4 protein-coding genes and 1 tRNA gene are annotated in these 2,432 nt (G+C 71.4%); 1 reads left to right on the plus strand and 4 read right to left on the minus strand.

Annotated elements, in window-relative coordinates; genetic code table 11:
• Nucleotide 1: 1 nt before the first annotated feature.
• Nucleotides 2–75 (minus strand) — tRNA-Ile (locus V7E09_RS15205).
• 196 nt (nt 76–271) lie between these two features.
• Between V7E09_RS15205 and deoC the strand changes: the two genes are divergently transcribed.
• Nucleotides 272–1,018, plus strand: coding sequence for a deoxyribose-phosphate aldolase (gene deoC, locus V7E09_RS15210; RefSeq protein WP_324523687.1), 747 nt, complete (start codon nt 272–274; stop codon nt 1,016–1,018).
• Here deoC and V7E09_RS15215 read toward each other — a convergent pair.
• Genes V7E09_RS15215 through V7E09_RS15225 form a run of 3 tightly spaced genes read right to left on the minus strand, consistent with a single transcriptional unit; the run spans nt 1,012 to nt 2,292 of the window.
• Nucleotides 1,012–1,752, minus strand: a complete 741-nt coding sequence (locus V7E09_RS15215; RefSeq protein ID WP_324523688.1) for a GntR family transcriptional regulator — start codon at nt 1,750–1,752, stop codon at nt 1,012–1,014. The genes deoC and V7E09_RS15215 overlap by 7 nt on opposite strands.
• On the minus strand, nt 1,745–1,987 hold the full coding sequence (locus V7E09_RS15220) for a hypothetical protein (protein ID WP_324523690.1): 243 nt from the start codon (nt 1,985–1,987) through the stop codon (nt 1,745–1,747). The genes V7E09_RS15215 and V7E09_RS15220 overlap by 8 nt, the downstream gene beginning before the upstream one ends.
• A gap of 35 nt (nt 1,988–2,022) precedes the next feature.
• Entirely contained in the window at nt 2,023–2,292 is a 270-nt protein-coding gene (locus V7E09_RS15225; protein WP_324523691.1) for a helix-turn-helix domain-containing protein, read from the minus strand.
• Between the last annotated feature and the right edge of the window lie 140 nt (nt 2,293–2,432).

A 2,432-nucleotide genomic window follows, 5' to 3' on the forward strand; every position in this document is an offset into this window, starting at 1 on the left:
GTGGGGCGTGCGGGGCTCGAACCCGCGACCCAGGGATTATGAGTCCCCTGCTCTGACCGGCTGAGCTAACGCCCCCAGCGTGAACGCCATGGCGTCGCGTCGTCTGGTCCGACGTGTCGTGTGTGCGTGTTCACACCGCCGGACGGCCAGGGCGAGCATAGCGGCTGTGCCACTGTGTGCCTGACGCCCGGTGGCGATACCGAGCAGGTTCAGGCAAGATGTATATACAACTGGCGGGGCGTTCCCGCCCTTGATCCGGGAGGAATCCGACATGACACCCCGCACTCCGGCAGCAGGTCTGACCGTCCCCCAGCTCGCGGCCTACATCGATCACTCGGTGCTCAAACCCGAGTTCACCCCTGAGGAGATCCAGCGCGAGGTCGGCAGGGGAGTGCAGCTGGGGTGCCGCACCGTCTGTATTAACCCCGCGGCGATCCCCCTCGCCCAGCCGCTGTGTGCGGGCACCAGCACCGGCGTCTGTGTTGTCATCGACTTCCCGTTCGGGTTGTCCAGCACGGCCTCCCGGGTCGCCCAGGCGCGCGACGTCGTGGCGGCAGGGGTCGCGGAAGTCGACATCGTTGCGCCCTACGGCTTCCTGCGGGGGGCACGCTACGACGACGTGGAGCGCGACCTGCGGGCCGTCATCGAGGTCTGCCACGGAGCGGAGACGCCGGTGAAGGTCATCCTGGAAACCGACGCGCTGACCGAGGCGCAGGTGCGCGGTGGCGTCGAGGCTGCCATCGCGGCCGGGGCCGACTTCGTGAAGACGTCGACCGGCTTCTACACCGGCGGCCTCCAGCACGCTGAGCCCGGAGCGTCCCTGGCGATGGTGAGCTTGCTGCGCGCCGTTGCCGCCGGACGGGCCAAGATCAAAGGGTTGGGCGCAATCCGGACCCGCGAGCATTTCCTCGCACTGATCGATGCGGGCGCCGACCGGCTGGGAGTGGGCTACCGCTCCACCCCGGTCGTGCTCGGGCTGACGCAGCCGGGCGCCCCGGCCCCTGCCGCGGGCTACTGAGGCGAGGCGGAGCGGCCCGGGGCGACGAAGGAACCGGTGTCCAAGACCCAGCGGGAGGCCACGTAGGCGGTGGTGGTCGCCTCGACGGGGCGCCCAGCGGTGTCCTCGATCACGCGAGTCTCCACCAGCAGCGCCGCCGGGGAAGTCACCCTCAGTGCGGTGGCCTCGTCGCGTGACGCCACCTTGGCGCTCACCTGCCCGGACGCGCGGCCCAGGCTCCGGCCGAGTGCGCGCAGCGCCTCGTGCAACGAGCCCGCCTCAAGGTCGGCGTCCAGGACGCCGACGAACTCCCGCGGCAAGGCCGCCTGCTCCCAGGCGATGGGGACGCCATCGGCCAGCCGCAACCGTTCGATGATGACGAGCGCAGCGTCACCGGGGAGGCCCAGTGCCTGCGCGCGCTCGGGGGCGGGGGCGAGTTCCGCACGGAGCAGCCGCGAGGAGGGGGTCATGCCTCGCTCCCGCACCTGCTCGGTGAACGAGCGCAGCACGCCCTCCTCACGGTGCAGGGTCGGCGGCAGGACGAAGCTGCCCGCCCCGCGGCGACGCTCAATCAGTCCGCGCTGGGCCAGCCGCTGCAGGGCGTGCCGGGCCGTCATCCGGCTGACGGCGAACTGCTCGGCCAGGTCGTTCTCGGAGGGGAGGGGGGCGCCCGGGGGCAGGATCCGGCACTGCTCCTCCAGCCACGCCTCGATCCGGCGGTAGTGGGCGCGGGGCGACGCGGATGCCTCAGTCATCCCCCCATCTTCCCTCCTGTGCCCGTGCCGCCGCCTCATAGCCCTCGCGCGTCAGCGGAGGAAGCGGGCCGGGATGCTCCTGCAGCAGGGTGTACAGCCGGGTCATCCACACGCGGGTGCGATCGACGCGCGACAGCAGGTCGGTCACCGCGCCTGCGGCCTCGTCGGCGTCGTCGGACGCGACCGGGATCTCGCCGACAACCCGCGCCTTGCCGAACACCTCGCCGACGACCATCCGGACGATCTCCTCGTCCAGGTGGATCCCGAGGGTCAGTCCGTCCGGGCGGGCGTGCTGGAACGTGCGGGCGGGACGCGCCCCATCGCGCCCGCCTGCTCCGGGTCCAGGCTGCGCACCCGGCCTTTGGCGACGAGGGTACGCAGCACGTCGCGGACCGACGCCGGGGTCAGCCCGGCGGCGTCGGCGATCTGGGCGGCGCGCCAGGCGCGACCGTCGTGAAGGGACGAAAGGACGGCGCGTTCGTTCCAGATCCGGACGGTGGAAGGAACCGCGCTGGCATGGGGGCGGCAGTATGGTGTCACCCTGCCAGTCGAGGGGCCCTCGCGTGCACCCCGCCACTCGGGCCGAGCGCAGGAACGATCCCCACCGATACCGCCGTGGCGGTATCGAGTCCCTTCTCATTGTCGTGTGATTCTCCCAGCCCCTAGATGAGGGTTTGTCG

Source organism: Propioniciclava sp. (genome assembly GCF_036744435.1).
Taxonomy (GTDB): Bacteria; Actinomycetota; Actinomycetes; order Propionibacteriales; family Propionibacteriaceae; genus Propioniciclava.

Coding starts and splice junctions, on each gene's coding strand:
- deoC (WP_324523687.1), top strand. CDS start 272: ATGACACCCCGCACTCCGGCAGCAGGTCTGACCGTCCCCCAGCTCGCG.
- V7E09_RS15215 (WP_324523688.1), bottom strand. CDS start 1,752: ATGACTGAGGCATCCGCGTCGCCCCGCGCCCACTACCGCCGGATCGAG.
- V7E09_RS15220 (WP_324523690.1), bottom strand. CDS start 1,987: ATGGTCGTCGGCGAGGTGTTCGGCAAGGCGCGGGTTGTCGGCGAGATC.